General features: G+C 47.1%; 17 protein-coding genes. All 17 read right to left on the minus strand.

What is annotated here, in order from left to right; all coding sequences use genetic code 11:
* Window positions 1-6: 6 nt before the first annotated feature.
* Window positions 7-735, minus strand: coding sequence for an SDR family NAD(P)-dependent oxidoreductase (locus G441_RS0106650; RefSeq protein WP_026375625.1), 729 nt, complete (start codon window positions 733-735; stop codon window positions 7-9).
* Window positions 735-974 carry an acyl carrier protein gene (locus tag G441_RS0106655; protein ID WP_026375626.1) on the minus strand — a complete coding sequence of 80 codons (240 nt, stop codon included), beginning with the start codon at window positions 972-974 and terminating at the stop codon, window positions 735-737. The genes G441_RS0106650 and G441_RS0106655 overlap by 1 nt, the downstream gene beginning before the upstream one ends.
* A complete protein-coding gene (locus G441_RS0106660) occupies window positions 971-1537 on the minus strand; it encodes a GNAT family N-acetyltransferase (RefSeq protein WP_026375627.1) in 567 nt (188 codons plus the stop codon). The genes G441_RS0106655 and G441_RS0106660 overlap by 4 nt, the downstream gene beginning before the upstream one ends.
* A complete protein-coding gene (pseG, locus tag G441_RS18125; protein WP_156896299.1) occupies window positions 1530-2564 on the minus strand; it encodes a UDP-2,4-diacetamido-2,4,6-trideoxy-beta-L-altropyranose hydrolase in 1035 nt (344 codons plus the stop codon). The genes G441_RS0106660 and pseG overlap by 8 nt, the downstream gene beginning before the upstream one ends.
* Before the next feature lie 6 nt (window positions 2565-2570).
* A complete protein-coding gene (gene pseI / locus G441_RS0106670; RefSeq protein ID WP_051275392.1) occupies window positions 2571-3626 on the minus strand; it encodes a pseudaminic acid synthase in 1056 nt (351 codons plus the stop codon).
* Complete coding sequence (locus G441_RS18130) at window positions 3623-4576, minus strand: glycosyltransferase family 9 protein (protein ID WP_051275393.1); 954 nt, start codon at window positions 4574-4576, stop codon at window positions 3623-3625. Before G441_RS18130 ends, pseI begins: the two co-directional genes overlap by 4 nt.
* Window positions 4569-5270 (minus strand): pseudaminic acid cytidylyltransferase, encoded by a 702-nt coding sequence (gene pseF, locus G441_RS0106680; RefSeq protein WP_026375629.1) that lies wholly within the window; start codon window positions 5268-5270, stop codon window positions 4569-4571. Before pseF ends, G441_RS18130 begins: the two co-directional genes overlap by 8 nt.
* The gene (pseC, locus tag G441_RS0106685) at window positions 5267-6412 is read right to left on the minus strand and encodes a UDP-4-amino-4,6-dideoxy-N-acetyl-beta-L-altrosamine transaminase (protein WP_026375630.1); all 1146 of its coding nucleotides are present in this window, start codon (window positions 6410-6412) and stop codon (window positions 5267-5269) included. The genes pseF and pseC overlap by 4 nt, the downstream gene beginning before the upstream one ends.
* Window positions 6409-7407 (minus strand): UDP-N-acetylglucosamine 4,6-dehydratase (inverting), encoded by a 999-nt coding sequence (gene pseB / locus G441_RS0106690; protein WP_026375631.1) that lies wholly within the window; start codon window positions 7405-7407, stop codon window positions 6409-6411. The genes pseC and pseB overlap by 4 nt, the downstream gene beginning before the upstream one ends.
* Window positions 7400-10918 (minus strand): 6-hydroxymethylpterin diphosphokinase MptE-like protein, encoded by a 3519-nt coding sequence (locus G441_RS18135; RefSeq protein ID WP_051275394.1) that lies wholly within the window; start codon window positions 10916-10918, stop codon window positions 7400-7402. The genes pseB and G441_RS18135 overlap by 8 nt, the downstream gene beginning before the upstream one ends.
* Window positions 10908-11237, minus strand: coding sequence for a hypothetical protein (locus G441_RS0106700; protein ID WP_026375632.1), 330 nt, complete (start codon window positions 11235-11237; stop codon window positions 10908-10910). The genes G441_RS18135 and G441_RS0106700 overlap by 11 nt, the downstream gene beginning before the upstream one ends.
* On the minus strand, window positions 11234-11665 hold the full coding sequence (gene fliS, locus G441_RS0106705) for a flagellar export chaperone FliS (protein WP_026375633.1): 432 nt from the start codon (window positions 11663-11665) through the stop codon (window positions 11234-11236). The genes G441_RS0106700 and fliS overlap by 4 nt, the downstream gene beginning before the upstream one ends.
* 15 nt (window positions 11666-11680) lie before the next feature.
* Window positions 11681-13126, minus strand: a complete 1446-nt coding sequence (gene fliD / locus G441_RS0106710; protein ID WP_026375634.1) for a flagellar filament capping protein FliD — start codon at window positions 13124-13126, stop codon at window positions 11681-11683.
* Between the two features lie 21 nt (window positions 13127-13147).
* A complete protein-coding gene (locus G441_RS0106715) occupies window positions 13148-13579 on the minus strand; it encodes a flagellar protein FlaG (RefSeq protein WP_026375635.1) in 432 nt (143 codons plus the stop codon).
* A gap of 98 nt (window positions 13580-13677) precedes the next feature.
* A complete protein-coding gene (locus G441_RS0106720) occupies window positions 13678-14502 on the minus strand; it encodes a flagellin N-terminal helical domain-containing protein (RefSeq protein WP_026375636.1) in 825 nt (274 codons plus the stop codon).
* Between the two features lie 667 nt (window positions 14503-15169).
* Window positions 15170-15997, minus strand: coding sequence for a flagellin N-terminal helical domain-containing protein (locus G441_RS0106725; protein WP_026375637.1), 828 nt, complete (start codon window positions 15995-15997; stop codon window positions 15170-15172).
* 484 nt (window positions 15998-16481) lie between these two features.
* A complete protein-coding gene (locus tag G441_RS0106730) occupies window positions 16482-17309 on the minus strand; it encodes a flagellin N-terminal helical domain-containing protein (RefSeq protein WP_026375638.1) in 828 nt (275 codons plus the stop codon).
* Window positions 17310-17565 lie beyond the last annotated feature (256 nt).

Consider the following 17565-nt stretch of genomic DNA (forward strand, 5'->3'; position numbering starts at 1 on the left):
GTCACCCTACAAACTTATACCACCATCGATGCCTATGGTCTGCCCGGTAATATAAGCAGCATGGTCTGACAGTAGAAAACTGATGAGATCGGCTACCTCTTTCGGCAGACCAGGTCGCTTCAGGCCAATCTTATCCAGCACTGCCCGGCGCTTCTCGCCGCTGTAAGAGGCGGTCATCGGGGTTTCGATGAAGCCCGGGGCAACACAATTGACCCGGATATTCACAGGTGCCAGCTCTTTGGCCAGTGAGCGAGTCAGTCCGCCCAGCGCAGATTTGGTCATTGCGTAGGCACTCTGGCCACTGCTGCCCTGCTCTGCAACGACGGAGCCCAGCGTGATGATGCAGCCCCGCTTATTACGCGACATCAGGCGGCTGGCGAGCTGAGCATGCAGGAATACAGACGCTGCGTTAATTTGCCATTGCGATTGAAGGTCATCGCCACGGGTCATGGCAAGCGGTGCATCAAGCATCGCCCCAGCGGCACATACCAACCCATCCAGGAGTCCAAGGTGCTGCTGAATGTGGCTGAAGGCTTCCCTGACCTGTTTCTCATCACAAAGGTCGTAGCACATGGGGATCGCGTTATCGCCCAGTCGCTCCGCCAGGGTTTGCAATGCACTGTCGTCGCGCCCTGCCAGCAATACGGTCGCCCCAAGCAGATGGCAGACCGTGGCAACAGACTGTCCGATACCGCCATTGGCACCCGTGATCAGAATCGATTTATGTTCAAGCATTAAAACTGGATATCATAGTTAGCTAGGATCTCCCTGGCTTTAGCAACCGAACTCATGTCTATTATATCGTCCGTATCCAGCATCACATTAAAGCGGTTCTCCAGCTCAGCAATCAGGAGCATATGGGCAGTTGAGTCCCATTGCGGGATGGTGTTGTAAGTCAACTCATCGGTTACCTGCCCGGCGTCGATACCCAGTGCAGTACAGAAAGCGTCTGTCAGAATCTCTTGGTTAGTCATGATGATGTTCTTTTCGTTGGGCGGGACAGCAAGGCTTTCAGGGCCGCCACGCTATTATTATAGTTTTCTCTGCTCAGTCTAAGTTCTACCACATCTGTAGACGGGCTAACACCTTCGGTTTGGCTGTAGCCCAGCCTGGCATTGTAGCGCAGTGCCGCTTCATTGTGCTTTTTAACCACCGCTCTGAGCGACGTGACGCCCAGAACTTCAAAACAGTAATCATTGATCAGCAGCGTCGGCGCAAAAGCCAGTAAATTGTCACGGTAGCGGGGCTCTGCTATATACAGTCCAGGCTCAATGCAGATCGCAGTTTCCAGCGTTTCGCCCGAACCAACGGCTTTAATGTTAATCACGCCGATACCCTGTTGTCTGAAGCGGATGACGAAGTGACGCTGTGCCGGGTCATCCTTAATACGATTAAACCAGGCTTGTTGCTGTTCCTGGCTGATCAGTTCTTCGTTGAGCATAAACTGTCGAACGTCTTTTTGGTTACGCCACTGTCGAACCTGCTCCAGATCACCATCGGCCACAGGTATCAGTTCAACCTGGTAACCCTCAAGCATCAGGACTGCTCCTCCTGACCCGGTTTATGATAGCCGCCACCACGTTGTCTGCGCCATTGGGCACAGCATGCCTGATGGCCTGTCTGTGCATCTCGGTCAGCCTTTCCTGATCGCGCCAGAGGGTCATCACGCGGTCACACAGTGTTTCAACAGGCATCGTTTTTATTACGTCGATAACATCGCACCAACCCTGACTTGCCGCTTTTTCGGTAGCCGCTAGCTGATTTTCCGCAACAGTAACCAGAATACTCGGTGTGTGACAAGCCAGCAGCTCAAACTGTGTCGATCCTGCCGCAGAGACAGCAAGCCTCGCCTGCACCATCATATCCGCCATATGCTGACAGTCATGAATATGCTGCACAGCCAGGCCTGTGTATGCGAGAAATTCCTGTAATCGGTTCAGATAAGGATAGGCAGCCCCGGTCAATACTCTCACCGGCGCCTCAAATCCGGCTGATTCGAGGTGATGCAGTAACGGCATCGTGAGGTTGGCAACATCACTGCCTCCCATGGCTATCAGCAGGCCGCGACGCTGCGGCCATTCTGGCATGGGGGGTTGAATAAACTCTCTGCGCAGCACGCGGTACTGACCGCCAAGACATAATGTTGCTTGCGGTTCAGACTGCTGATATCCGAGGTCTTGTGCTGCGTCACTGCCGTTGATGATCACATCTGCATAAAGCCTGCCAGCGTTATTATTGTCATCAAATAACACCAGCACAGGGGTCAGCGATTTCAGTTGTGAACGGTAATCGGCTGAAAACTGATAGCCATCTAACACAACAAATACATCCGACTGCTTATCAATCAAAGCCGCGAGTGACACCATCTCCTCATCAACATCACTCAACACTGAAAGCTGTCCAACCCAGTCATGGCGCTGGCGAGCCAGCTTTGCCGTTTGCTGGCTAACAACGAAAACACTGGCAATGTCATAAATAGCCAATGTTTGGGCCAGGGCCTGACATCGCATCAAATGCCCAAGCCCGATTCGATGATTGCCCTCCACCCTGAATATTGCCAGCACGCAGCGCTACTCCTTAAAGTGCTGCCAATCCAGTGCCGTACCGGGTGGCAAATCCTGCACTGCAACAGCCCTAAGGACACGCTCCCAGTACCTGGGCTCGAGACCGTGGGCAGGACGAACAATTTTCAGGTTCTTTTCTGACAGCCTCTCACCGGCCTTGATGGGATGGCTGACGTAAATGCTGCGACGGTATTGTTTGGCTTTTTCTTCTGCCTTGCTGCCACCATAAGTCACCTGACCCAGTGCCTGCCAGGCACGGTGAACCTCTGTGCATAACAACTGCAACTCGTCAGGCTCAAGTGAAAACGCAGCATCAACGCCGCCGGCGTTACGATCAAGCACGAAGTGTTTTTCGATCACCGTTGCCCCCAGCGCCACCGAGGCGACTGCAGCACCGATACCTTGCGTGTGATCAGACAATCCGACCTGGCAGCCGAATGCCTCACGCATGTGCGGAATCGTCATTAAATGAGTGTTGGCTGGTTCTGCGGGGTAAGTACTGGTGCACTTGAGCAAAATGATATCTGTGGCACCGGCTTCCCTTGCTGCCCTGACAGATTCCTCAATCTCTTCGTACGTCGCCATACCCGTCGAGATAATCAAGGGCTTACCGGTCGCTGCGGCGGCCCTTACTAACGGTAAATCGGTCAGCTCAAAAGACGCAATCTTGAAACAGGGCACATTCAGGCCGTCGAGAAAATGTACGGCATGTTCATCAAACGGCGAGCTGAAGGCTAACATGCCCAGGCGATTGGCGAGAGCAAAGAGTTCCTCATGCCATTCATAGGGCGTCGCCGCTTTGGCATATAGGGCGTGGAGTGACTCGCCGTACCACAGGCTGTCTTTTTCCCTGATTACGAAATCATCAGAATCGGAATTCAGGGTCATACTGTCAGCGGTGTAGGTTTGCAGTTTTATTGCGCCCGCACCGGCCTGTGCGGCGGCATGCACCATTTCCTTTGCAAGGCTCAGACTCTGGCCGTGATTACCGCTCAGCTCTGCGATAATCAACGGCGTGGTTGTTGCATTGATGTGGCGCTGAGCGATTTGGATTGTTTTCAATGCAGCTCCCCAAGTAATTCAATGATGCTGTTAGCCAATTCATCAGCCGACGGCACATGCCCCGGTGCGTTGCCGAAGTCAGGCATCAGCATTCTTGGATCGCTTGCAGTGCAAATTAACACAGATGGGCAGTTAACCGCGTCAGCCAGCCAATAGTGGACAGAAGGCGTGGTGACCAGCAAGCCGCTGTGACGCAGGCATGTCAGCGTTTCGCTGAACGGTGTAGCATCGTCACTGAACACGACAGGGATACCGCTTGCGCGAAGCTTTTCCGCAAGGTCCTGCTGTTGTTCGTAATATTCCATGTCACCTGGCTTACCTAAGGCCAGAACAACCTGTCTTGTCCGGTTATCCGGTTCACCTGGCTCGCCTATGTGCATGTCTACGTCAATCGAATTAAAACCACAGCACTGCTTCAGATAAAACTCCGGATAGCCCCCCTCTGGTGCCGTGTCTGCCTGCCACCAGGGGGTTAGCCAGCGCAACATGCCGAACCAGGTTGATTGTAGATAGTGATCGACGTTGTTAACGTAATCAGCAGACAATGTCTGCTGTTGTATTTCTGTCAGCACGCTATCGATCGATTTGCTGATCAGGTTACCTTCAACAGGCTCCCCGGCATCTTTTAAGAACCTGGCCAGAAAGCACGGCATAAACGCGGTATCCAGATTGATGATGCGCTGGTATCCCAGCCCTATTATGTCCTCAGCTGCCCCGAGAAAGGCTTCCATCGCTGACAGAATATGGTCAGGCCAGACTTCTCTCTCCAGTGTCTTGGTGACCACATCAGGTTCGGCGAGACTGACAAGTTCAGCGCCTCTGCCGTGAGTCAATAGCGTGATCTGGCTTTCGCCCCGTTTTTTCAACTCGCGTATGAGTGGCACTGCAATACTCAGCACATCACCCACTTCCAACATTCGAATGATCAGAACACCGCTTCTGTCACTCACACTTTACTCCTTGCATGTAGGCGTGAAACATTAATTCAGCGCGCTGCCAATCTTCTGCGGTATCAATGTCCTGCACGAGGTGGCGTGGCAAAATGATTGGGATGCTCTGCTCTGAAAATGTGCTTTTGTTATTGATAAATGACTTTGAGTAGCCCCAGTAAAACTGTCCGGCATCATGATATGCTTCTTCTAAATCTTGTGAACGTTTTGCCATATTGCCAGGTTCAAAGGGGCGGACGCCTTTGCCACTCAGTCTGATGGCACGTTGTATTGGAAAGGCAAAACTGGTTACAGAGAAAGCAAAGTCCATATCAGGCTCACTTCGTAAGCGCTCAAACCCTTCAATTAGGTATTTTCGCTGTATTAAAGGCGCTGTAGCGTAAATACAACAGGTGAATTTAGGGTCTATGCCAACAGAGTTGGCATAAGAAATTGCGTGGTTAACTACGGGGTATGTTCCTATATAGTCATCGGACAGTGCCTCTGGACGGATAAAAGGAACGTCAGCACCGTATTGTAAGGCAACATTGGCAATCTCCTCACTGTCGGTGCTCACCCAGACATGCTCAAACAGACCGCTCTCCAACGCAACATCGATCGAGTAGGCAATCATCGGTTTGCCTGCAAAAGATCTGATATTTTTGCCAGGGATGCGCTTGCTGCCGCCGCGAGCTGGAATGATAGCCAGATTCACGCTAAAACCTCAGTTAACACCTTAACCACTCTGGTTTGTTCATCGGCAGTCAACGAAGAAAATAAAGGAATAGTGATGGCACGCCGATAAAATTGCTCCGCGGCGGGAAAGTCACCCTCAGTAAATCCGAGATTACGGTAGTATGGATGCAAATGAATAGGGATATAGTGCACATTTCCCCCTATTCCTCGCTGTTGCAGCCGCTCAAACACCTGGCCACGGTCATGTCGGGTCACTTCAATCATAAACAAATGCCAAGCACTTTCATGCAACGACGAAATTTGGGGTAACGCTAGTGGAAGTTCCGTTAGCTCCGACAGATATTTCGCCGCCAGCTCTCTTCGCTTTGCGACGAAATTGTCTAACTTTGCTAATTGCGACAGGCCCAGTGCAGCGTGTAAGTCACTTAGCCGGTAATTATAGCCGAGCTCAAGTTGCTGATAGTACCAGGGGCCATGACTTTCTCCCTGCATAAGCGAAGGGTCTCGGGTGATTCCGTGCTTCGCAAACAGGTTGCAGCGGTAAGCCAGGTTATCGTCGTTGGTCAGCACGGCACCACCTTCAGCAGTTGTAATAGACTTCACCGGGTGGAAGCTCATTACCGCCATATCTGAATACCGGCAACGACCAATTTTGTCTCCGTCGTGCCTTCCGCCAAGCGCGTGTGCAGCATCTTCAATGACGATGATGCCATAAGGCTCCGTCAGCGCTCGGATCGCTTTCATATCACAGCTTGCGCCCGTAAAGTGCACAACGACCAAGACGCGCGGCAACCGATTCTGCTGTGCGGCAGTGTTGAGTTTTTTACGCAGAGCTTGCGTACAGATATTCCGTGTTGCAGGGTCAATATCAACAAAATCAACATCTGCGCCACAGTAAAGAATACAGTTAGCAGATGCAGCAAAAGAAACCGGCACTGTCCAGCCGAGGTCACCTTTTGTCAATCCTGCTGCGAGACAGGCAACGTGTAAGCCTGAGGTGCCGCTATTTACCGCAACCGCGTGTCTGGCCTCAGTATAGTCGCACAATGCCTTCTCAAACGCCGGGACTTGCTGACCCTGAGTTAAGAACTGATGCCGTAAAACATCGACGACCGCTTCAATATCACTGTCGTCGATATCGTGTTTTCCGTACGGGATCATAGCGTAAGGCGGTCCAGCTCTTGCAACTCTCGCACTGTCAAAAAATGAGGGTTCGTACCAGAGTTGTATTCAAATTTATCACCAACGGGCTTGCCCGTTTCGTTCAATTTATTTACATTATAACTAATTGATTTATCGAAAAATTTAATGGCCGGAGTAATCACGTAATGATCCTCAAACTCCAGAGAATGGTGCGCCATTTCTTCTGGTAACATCACTTCATGAAGTTTTTCGCCAGGCCGTATACCGATAATGTCGTGTTCCCGGACTCCACTCATGGCTTCGACAAGGTCAAGAATCCGTATAGAGGGGATTTTTGGGACAAAAATTTCTCCACCATGCATACGTTGAAAATTTTTGACCACGAAGTCGACCCCCTGATCAAGGGTGATCCAAAATCTCGTCATGCCTTCGTGTGTAACCGGAAGCGGTGTTTTTCCCTGCTTCAGGAGTTGCCTGTAGAATGGTACAACAGAACCTCTGGAACCGACGACATTACCATACCGGACGACTGCAAAGCGCGTCCCTCCTGCACCAGAAATGTTATTCGCTGCCACGAACAACTTGTCTGATGCCAGCTTTGTAGCACCGTACAGATTGACCGGATTGGCCGCCTTATCGGTACTCAATGCAATGACACGTTTCACGCCATTTTCAATGCATGCATCAATAACGTTTTGTGCACCATTAATATTGGTCTTGATACATTCGTTAGGATTATATTCTGCCGCAGGAACCTGTTTTAATGCGGCAGCATGGACAACGAAGTCTACATCACGCATCGCCGCTTTAAGACGATGCTTATCGCGAACGTCGCCGAGAAAATAACGCATAGCAGGATGTGTAAACTGCTGTTGCATTTCAAACTGTTTTAACTCATCTCTGGAGTAAACAATAATTTTCTTTGGATTACACAAACGCAGGCATTGCGAAACGAAACGATACCCAAATGAGCCTGTACCACCAGTGACTAAAAGCGTACGTCCATCAAACATTTCTGATACCATTGATATAATTTGAGTATCTTTCCATCTGCTTTTTCTTTCTTTCTTGAAACTCTTGTTCTGGCAGGATACTTTTTACTAAATAACTATCAACAGATTTATCATCTTCGAATGTTTTTATCCTAAGTCCGTTTTCTAATAAATAATCACTATGACTGCTTTGCTTACCCTGGCTCAAGCCAATACACCAACCGCAGTCGTATATGTCTTCCCGTTTTTGCGAGTTGACGAGCTCAAAAGACCGGTTCTGGACAGCGTCACTAAATGTGTACTTCATTAACAGAATATCAAAGCTAAGCGTTTCTAATGAATAAAAGTAGCTGAATGTTGCGATATCCAGCCAGTTGTCCTCCAACACGCTTTCATTTCCAGAAGCACCCAAATAGCAACAAAATATAGTCGCCTTACGCGGGACATTAGTCACTTCAGCTTTATTAAGGGGTGACGGTTCAATAATGATGCATGGGAAACCACCTTGCGCTTCTAGCTCACTGAAAACGTGACGATTTTCGCTCAAGTAGGTCACTGCATCGCCTGAATAAACTATAGTTGGACCGCTAATCAAGGCCGCTTTTAACGAATGACCACGTTGAGGGTCGTGAAAAGTGACGTTAACACCCGGCGTGTTTAAAGACACGATAGTGCGCATCGCGTCATTGAAGTCCGAATGGGAAGACACAACGTTCAATGTTTTTTCGTGTAATTTGTATCGCAGAATAGAATAGATACTTTTTCCTGAGAAGGCAGTAGAAGACTCTAGTTCATACTGCCTCTCGGTCACCAGATATCTTATTTTCCCTAGTGTGTTGCGCCATTCAGTCAGAATTTCCTCCCTGACGGTCTTCAAATTGCCGGGAGAAGTGACGTCCTTTTCCTTACGTGCCAGCCTGGTTAATATCACATTGGCATAGTTTGTTGTCCCGTAGAGATAGTAAAATAAAAGCGAATTACCTCTCTCATAAGAGGAAAATATTTTACGTTTGTTTTCTTCTACCAATTGGTCGAGCGATATCTCATAGTCTGACGCTTTCTGCGCGTTGACTATCAATCCTTCGATTTCCTGGCATATCACTTCACCTGAATATTTGCCATCAAACTTTCGTTTAAATGCCTCTCCATCTACCCTCTGATAGGCCTGCTCCTTAATCGCTGCAACTGTATCGATTTTTTGCTCTTCAGAACAAAGAATAAGCAAATTTTCATCCCTTAACGGCGTTGCTCCACGGATTTTCACTCCGTCACTTACGTTATAGCAATCTAAGCTGTAATTTTTTATGGACTGCTCAATAATCTCTTTTGATACCTTAAATTCATACTTTGTATACAGCTCGCCGCCAAAATTACCCACTGCCTTAATAGCATTATTAGATGCTTGGGAATAATCATAGATGGGATCACCTGAGCTACTGTAATACCCGGAGTTCTTGCTATGGTGATAGGACTCCTCTCTAAAACCCAAGTCCACACCAAACAGATAAATTTCTGAAAAACCAAGCTGGCAAAAAAGATTGAAGGCAAAGTTTGATACCGTGGGGAATGCATATTTAAGCGTGTGGAATGTTTGGTCACCTAAGACATTTAGCGTGGATACAGTGGATGACTCACCTTCTTTAAACGACAGATAGACATCATTGAACAACCCCATGGTGTCAGGATGCAGGCCATTGCAGGAAATGACACTGAGACTTTTTAAGAAGTCAAAGTCTCCGACTCGAGAGACCCAGTCGAATGTCGAACGATTTTGCTCAATTTCGGCATGAAAATCCGGTTTTATTCCTGCTCTGTAAAGAGCATCAAGAGCGGTTCCGCACGAAACAATTATTGCTCTGTCCTTGTATTCTAACAATGCTTCAATTGTGTAATCTAAAGATGGTCCATTACCCACAATGAATACCGGCGTCTCCTTTTGGACTTGAGTCAGATAACGTTCTGCATTATTCCTGAGATATGGCGTACACGCAGCAAGACTTTTTAACGTGTGGGCGATACCGTAACGAGCGTGATCGAAATACTCCCCCATTGATATCACGACTTGAAGCTGCTCCCTCAGCTGACGGATCGCGTCAGTTAATTTTGCATTGTAATAAGTTTGGAAGAAGAAGGTTTCGCTTAAGATATAAGGCCCAATAGAATAAAACTGAGAGAGAAGGTCGCGGAATAAATGAGTACCGTCATCACCAATATTTATGTACATCCTAAACTTTTTCTTATCGACACTTTTTAGGATTTTGCTCCAGTCTATAGAAAAAAGTGAACAGTAGAAAAAATCTCTATTTGGCTCACAAATGAAAATATTTTGTACATCTCTTCCCAGTATGAGCTTCTCAATTTGATAGCCAACACCAACGCCAAACACGATAATGGCCTTGATAGAACCTTTGGGCAGCGCAGCCTCGCCCTCCTCATCAGAGTCTAATAACGCTTGAGTGGACTTCAGAAACTTATAATGCTCATAGTGTTTCAGTTTTTCTCCCTCATAGGCAAGTACCAGACCGTCCTTATTCGGATTCTTGCAGAATTGCTGATAACTCAGATTACAGTCTTCTACAGGAGAATCCGAGTATAAAAAAACGTTATTCTTCGCATTGAAAACGTTTATTTCACCATTAGTACCAACAACAGGGAACCATTTTTGTGGAACGTACTCCTTAAATTCAGCGTGAATTTCTGGGAAGTACTTTTTGAAAGCTTTAAGGCTTTTTTCAAATCTTTTATTCTTATCAACCTCGCTGTACTCACTTTTATCATTTGGCGGCATCCATCGAGTTATTGCATCCTCTACATAACTCTGATGAAGAGTTGAAAAACCCGTTTTTTTCAATTTTTCATAACTTAAATGAGTAAACTGCTTTGTTATAGAATCGAAAACCGGATGGTTATAATGCTTGTAGATGCTATATGAAGAAATGCCAAATTGACTTTTCAACTTTTCAATATCCGATATAATATCCCTTCCATCTTTTCCCAACTGAAAAAAAATCTTTATCTGATTTTTATAAGCAAAATCAAGGATCTCTCTCCAGTTGTTCCCTAGAAAAGAACATCCGAAATATTGATACTCAGGTTCATAGATAATCACGATAGAAGGTGTCATTTCTTCAAGTAATGCATATATGTGCTGACCCAACCCGATTCCCATTATCACAAGAAGGTCAACTTTTTTAGTGTCGGCATCACAAACAACATCGCTTTCACTAAACCCTTGAGGACGCATATCTCTCAAAAATAGAGCAACGTGCTTCGCTATCTCCTCATCAGGATGTAGGCCATAAAGAGGTCGTCCAGTCCCGACATTAACAATATTTACTTGTTCAAACTTATTGATAAATAATGACAACTCTCTACTTTTCGAGTTTTCTAAAGAGTCAATGAGTGAAGGAATATAACGTTGAAAAGCATTTAAATTAATCTTCCTAAGCTTTTCAATCTGCTGAGCAAGTTTCAGGTCTAATCTTTGCTGTTCTTCTTCATCTGCTAGATGTGAGCTAATGCTATTCAACATTTTTTTTCTTATATTTTTCTACTGCTTTGCGGCCCTTTATGAGGTCGTAAATTTTGGAAAGTGATTCTTTACGCAAGGAACATACCACCTCAGTGATTTTTTTGTTTGTTATTAGCTCACATTTTACGAAGTCTTTGCACTCAACGTCGTCGACTGCAGCAAGGTAAGTTTTGATGAAATCGTCACGTTCAGTAACGACAGCTAAAAGTTTCGCTTCGTCCAGCACATCAGCATCGAGCAATGAGAGCAACTCGCTATTTAGCGTCCGAAGCGTATCAGGAGTGTGAGGGTGGTTCAGCTGAAGATTTCTGGAATTCACACAGCGGCTTGCTTTCTCTGCCTTTGGGCTTCATAGGCTTGTTGCTTTGCGTCCTCAGGAATTTGCTCCCAAGCATGTTTTATTGGTGATAATAGATTAATAACTTCATCCATTATGTTCAAGTTATTCTGAATGCTAGCATCTGTAAGACGCTGTATCATATAATCGTAAAGTGCAAACAAGTTATCTGTTACTTCACTTTCAACTTCAAAGTCCAATGTATCTCTGAGATTCATAAGGATAGCCGAAGCTCTTGACATATGCTCGGCTTTTGTCTCAAAGTCTTTTCGCTCAATGCAGCCTTTTGCGTAGGCCATACGGTCGAGTGCGCCTTGCATCAACATGAGCGTGAGTTTATGCGGATCGGCAGAGGCTATCTGCTGCTTGAGGTTGCCGTTTTTGTAAGCCTGAATACCTTTTAATGACATGGAATTATCGTCCTCTTACAAACCATTTAATGAAGCGAAAAGCGCGTTACCGGTCTGGTTTAACCTTGCTACCGTTTGGTCTAAGTTGGTGTATTTATCTTTTAATAACTGTTCATAACTCAACATACGAAGCTCAAACTGTTCTCGTTCTGAGGCGAGTTGATCTTTGTCGTCTTTGGCAGAACGTTCTCGCACAGACAATATGCCACTGAACCGAGTAAACTCTCGTACGTATTCATAAAGGCGTGAAGCGATTCCTTTATCATTGTCCGTGAAAAGTGCGGCAACATCATCGAAGTTATCTTCTAGCGCGTCTTTGAGTCGAGATTCACCCGTTCCGAGTCCAAAATCTGTATTGCTGATTTCAAGTTCACCGTCCGAGTTTAATTCAACACCAATAGCGAACAAACTGCCCAGCGCAGAGTTGTCATTGCTAGAACTGATAATATTCGCTAAACCGGACTGGATTCCCCTAACGAGCGAATCACCCGCTAATACACCATCCTCTTCAAGTTCTGTCGTACCGTATCGCGTTAAACTGGCGATTTCTTTAGACAAGCTATTGAAGTCGTCAACGAAATCGCGGATTTTTTTATCTAATCCTTCTTTATCAAAACCGATACTAAGCGTGGACGTTTCGTAATTATTGCCGTCCGGTGCTAACACCCCGTTTGCGCCCTGAATGGAAATATCTTGCGCTTCGAAAGAAACATTTTCGATAGTGTTTTCAAAGGTATTGGTCTCGCTTTCCACAACGATACCGTCAATGATGGCTTGCGCATTCTGCGCGTTTTTCGCAGTAGTAAGATTGGTCGATACCGGATCCAGAGCAGCATTATCGTTCGTAACCGATAAATCGTTGCCAGTGCCAGTAGTTGAAGACGTAAAAACAAGCTTAGCCCCGCCACCAACAGTGCCAGTGTTAATGATACTGGCGTTTACGCCAAAGTTATCGGTCGCGTTATTCACCGCATTGCGAACTTGCTGTAGTGTCATGCCTTCTGTCACGGCGATAGAAAAGGTATCACCTGTCGCACCGATAGAGAAAGTAAGGTTACCATTTCCGTCGCCCGTACTGAGCACTTCTGATGTATTACTGGCAAACGCGCCATCTGCAGTTTCAAAGCGACTACCACTTGCAAGCTTGGTTACGGCAATCTCATAGTCGCCTTTTACCGCGCTATTAGAGGCTTCGGCGGTAAACGGTTCGGTATTTTCATCGGGGTTAGTAATGGTCGGTTCACGACCCTGTAGGTTCGAATCGTTTCTGAGTTCGTCCACGGAATCAAGAAAGTCTTCTAATTTCGACTTGAGCTTGCCTAGCCCAGATATCGTGTTATCAAGTGTTTCCTCTCGCGCGTTCAGACGATCTTCCTTGGGCTTTCTCTCTGCCTGAATGAGCTGAGTGACCAGGTCATCTAACGCGAGCCCTGATCCAACACCTAATGACTGAATGGTCATGACGAACCCCTACAATAATAATTACGCTTGTCGGTTAAACAGTACTCCCACTGCTGCACCAACATCCGACTGCAACTCTTTAATCCGTTCAGATAAGGCCAACACTTCTTCTGAAGGTATTTGTCTTATCACCTCACCGGATTCAGAGTCGGTCACTTTAACCACTGAGCGGCGGCTGTCCTCATCTATTGAAAACGAAAGCTGCCTGTTCTGTGCTTGAACAAAGTCGCTTATATCTGCCACGGCCGTTTCAATTTCGCCGTCAGAAACATTACGCTCTGTTACTATATCGGCTACATTTTGCGGGCCTTGACTACTTTTTTGCTCATTATTGTCGCCAGTCTGAGCAGTCATCTTTTCAGGCTGCTCACTTCGCGAAGTATTCTGCGACGCATTTTGCGCTGCCACTTGCGCTGCAACATTCTGGCCAATCTGTGAAAAATCTATGTCCATCTTTCACCTCCACTAAAACGAGCGGATGGCTACCAATAGTATAGTAGCCATCCAATAGCATAGTTAACCTCTTTTGAGGTTGTCACGCGTTATTGAACTTATCCAAGCAATGACAACGCCGACTGTGGACGCTGGTTAGCCTGACTTAATACGGACAGTGACGCCTGCTGAACGATCTGGTTACGGGTCAGTTCAGCCGTTTCTGTTGCGAAGTCAGTGTCACGGATCTGCGAACGTGCACCCGCTACGTTTTCAGCAACGTTGCTTAAGTTACGGATGGTTGACTGGAACCGGTTCTGCAATGCACCAAGTTCAGCACGCTGCGCACCGACTGCAGAAATAGCGGTATCAATTGTTGCCAGAGCGGCACTTGCACCGCCAGCGGTAGAAATATCAACGGTACCTACAGACAAACCAGAAGCACCAAAGCCACCCGGACGCGATAGATTTACAGAAATGTTCTGGTTAGCATTTGCACCAACCAGGAATTTTGCAGAATAACTACCGGTAAGAATGTCTGTGCCACCAAACTGAGTATCAGTACCAATTCTTGACAGTTCAGAAACTAGTGCGTCCACTTCCTGTTGGAGAGCCGTCCGGTCAGCAGAACTGTTAATTCCATTCTGTGACTGCACGGCCAGTTGGCGAATACGCTGCAGCGAACTGGTAGTTTCCGATAATGCACCTTCAGCAGTTTGCACCAGTGAAATTGCATCATTAGCGTTTCTAACCGCCTGATTCAAACCCTGGAACTGTGTTGTCAAACGATCAGAGATTTGCAGACCAGCGGCATCATCCGCAGCACGGTTGATACGGAAGCCAGATGACAATCTCTCGAAAGATGTATTTAATGCTTGTCCTGAATTAAACAGCTGACGCTGCGCATTCAATGACGAAACATTAGTGTTTACAAATAAAGACATAATATACCTCCTGAGAACTGACTCTGGCTTCTTAACACCATCGAGCAGTTCGCCTCTTTTCAACGTCAGTGGCATGACCACGTCGGTTGCCTCATTTTTTGAAGACCGGCACCTCTACCTGACTTCAAAGTCGACCCCGTCGCTTGCGCTCTCACACGCTGTAAAAGCAACGGATAAAATTCCTCTCAGCTAAAGGTATCGACAGCGACTAAACAATCTTTAGAATTTTTTTTAATTTTTTTAGAAAAACATTTCGTCAACGAATTGACGCAATGCGGGCAGTGATGCAAAGCATAAAGATAAAGGGGTTCGTCGGTAACGGATACGAGTAGCAAGATGACTTGGCGGATATTTGACGGCGGAAAATAAATTTAAAATATTGGCACGCAAAATGCTTTACTTTCTGTGCGTAAACGGCGAGCATAAAAAAGGCCGGGTCAAATGACCCGACCAACTTGCTCACGTTAGGAGAACGAGCAAATAAAGTTTCTGTCCGGCTGGCAGGGTTGCAGAATGAATACTGGCCTCTCAACCATACTTCTACACTCTCGGCCTTGTTAGTCGGCGTTTTCCCTCTCGCCATAGTATAACGCCTTCCCTGGCGTTGGCACCCTACATTTTTGCAGGGTCTTGGGTCGGCCTCTCATCTCCTACCCTCTAGATTTCATTATCCTTGTAATAGTTGCAGTGCTGACTGTGGACGCTGATTTGCCTGTCCCAAGACAGTAATACTCGCCTGCTGTATGATCTGCCAGCGGGTTAATTCTGCCGTTTCAACGGCAAAGTCCGTGTCACGTATGCGCGATCTTGCCGCCGATACGTTCTCGGAGATACTGCTCAGGTTTCGAATTGTTGATTGGAATCGATTTTGAACAGCACCTAAGTCGGCTCGTTTGGCATCAATTACGGAGATTGCCTCAGACACCGCCACCATCGCGGCAGATGCTTGCCCAACCGTTGCAACCGAGAGATCGGCAATGCTGAGGCCTGACGCACCAAAACCGCCGGCGCGAGAAATATTCACACTAATCGTTTGTCCCGGATTAGCACCAACCAAGAAGGCTGAGCTGTATCCCCCAGTAAGCACATCAACGCCACCAAATTGGGTAGTTGAGGCAATACGGCTGATTTCGGATTTAAGCGCCGCAACCTCCTTCTGCAAAGCTAACCGGTCTGTTGACCCATTAATGCCGTTCTGAGCCTGCACGGCGAGCACTCTTATACGTTGCAGGGCATTGGTCGTCTCCGCCAGCGCACCTTCTACGGTTTGCGCCAATGAAATACCATCGTTGGCATTTCTAACCGCCATGTTTAGACCATTGATTTGCGTTGTCAGACGGTTTGATATCTGCAGACCCGCCGCGTCATCTTTAGCACCATTGATACGAAAACCGGAGGACAATCGCTCAAAGGCGGTACTTAAATTGTTATTAGAGGTAAATAATTGCCGCGTTGCATTCAACGACGACACATTGGTATTAACGAATAAACTCATATCATTCTCCTAACCAGCTGCGGCAAGTTATTATTTTTGTATGCCGTTCACTGCGTCATTAACATTAAGTTGGCACGATACGTGCTAACCCTATTGTGCTAGTCAGGATTCTGACTGGTAGTTTTGCTGAGGCACGTTGCCGGCAAACGCTATACTAGAGTGGGCGAAAGCTCGAGCCGACGAGCGGAATTGATGGCCAAACCTCAATACCTCTCACTACCTCCTGGCGTTAGTTCCGTCAGTCGGCTGTTATCATGCAAAAAGGCCTGAGCGCTTATATTGCACGATAACAAAAAAGCCTGGTTCGCTGCGTTATAGCTTTATTGTCGTAACCTGTCTTGTGCTAAAACTTGTCGTTCTCTCGGTCGGTTGCAGCCTGCCCCCACATTTTGCAATCCGACCGATTTTTTTATCTTGTCATTTCTCTCAGCTCACAGCCTGCCCCACAGAGTTGCGTCTGATTTTTCATTGTTACCTCAGTCTGTTAGCCCTGCAGAAGCTGCAGTGCTGATTGCGGACGCTGATTAGCCTGACCCAGCACTGTAATACTGGCCTGTTGAACGATCTGCCAACGGGTCAGTTCTGCCGTTTCGACGGCAAAATCGGTGTCACGTATGCGCGATCTTGCCGCCGATACGTTTTCAGCAATACTACTAAGGTTGCGGATAGTAGACTGAAAGCGGTTTTGAATCGCACCCAGGTCAGCGCGTTTCGCATCAATAATGGAGATCGCACCGAGTACTAGCGACATAGCTCTAGACGCTTCGGCTACAGTCTCCACAGAGACCTGACCGACACCCAAACCTGAGGCGCCGTAACCACCTGTTCTAGAGATATTAACACTAATGGTTTGACCAGGATTTGCACCTACCAGGAATGCTGAGCTGTATACGCCGGTTAGAACGTCCACGCCCCCAAACTGTGTAGTCGTGGCAATTCTGCTTATTTCTTCCTTGAGTGCCGCCACTTCTTTTTGCAGTGCAAGTCGGTCAGCAGAGCCGTTAATCCCGTTCTGGGCTTGTACTGCAAGGACCCTAATACGCTGTAACGCGTTGGTGGTTTCGGCGAGTGCTCCTTCGACGGTTTGCGATAGTGAAATTCCGTCGTTGGCATTACGCACTGCCATGTTGAGACCATTTACCTGAGTAGTCAGGCGGTTAGATATTTGCAGGCCGGCTGCATCGTCTTTGGCTCCGTTGATACGGAAGCCGGATGACAAGCGCTCGAACGCTGTGCTCAGGTTGTTATTTGAAGTGAACAACTGACGCGTAGCATTCAACGCCGACACATTCGTGTTGACGAACAATGACATGTTTTTACTCCTAACGATTTATGCAACAACCGATGACATATTATTGGTTTTATTGACGTCTATCGGTACACGGCTGGCCTTGCTTTTATTATTCTTCGCTGCCGCTATTCAGCCTGTGCCTTGCTTTTTCTATTCTTCGCACAGTGCCTTTGTTAAATTTATCGATAGAACTACAGAAATTCTTTAGGAGATTTTGGATAAATATTTTAAGTGTTTGTAATATATAGAAAATAAAAAGGCCGAAGCATGACTTCGG

This window comes from Aestuariibacter salexigens DSM 15300 (assembly GCF_000429145.1).
GTDB lineage: Bacteria > Pseudomonadota > Gammaproteobacteria > Enterobacterales > Alteromonadaceae > Aestuariibacter > Aestuariibacter salexigens.